Source organism: Bacillus sp. SIMBA_008, from assembly GCF_046535495.1.
Lineage (GTDB): Bacteria > Bacillota > Bacilli > Bacillales > Bacillaceae > Bacillus > Bacillus subtilis.
This window is the reverse complement of record NZ_JAWRWL010000791.1, coordinates 1-257: the sequence shown is the minus strand read 5'-3', so window position 1 is coordinate 257 and position 257 is coordinate 1. Positions and strand designations below refer to the sequence as shown.

1 pseudogene is annotated in these 257 nt (G+C 42.4%); it reads right to left on the bottom strand.

Features of this window, described 5'->3' with window-relative positions:
• Positions 1 to 257 (bottom strand): annotated as a pseudogene (locus SB658_RS25480) (beta-ketoacyl synthase N-terminal-like domain-containing protein); the annotation flags it as partial.

Below are 257 nucleotides of genomic sequence, written 5' to 3'. Positions count from 1 at the left end.
ATCGCTTGAAACAAAATGATTTTGTGAAAGTAAAGTATATTTATCCGGGTGTAAGGATAAATTCACTCCTCCGGCTATGGCGAGGGTAGATTCTCCCCTTTTTAAACTTTCACATGCAAAATGAACAGCAGAAAGGGAAGAAGATCACATTGTATCAATTGCAAGGCTGGGTCCGTGCAGGTCAAAGAAATATGACACCCGGTTTGCGATAGACGAATAAGAAGACAAGAGCGCCTGACGTCCCTCATCATCTGAAG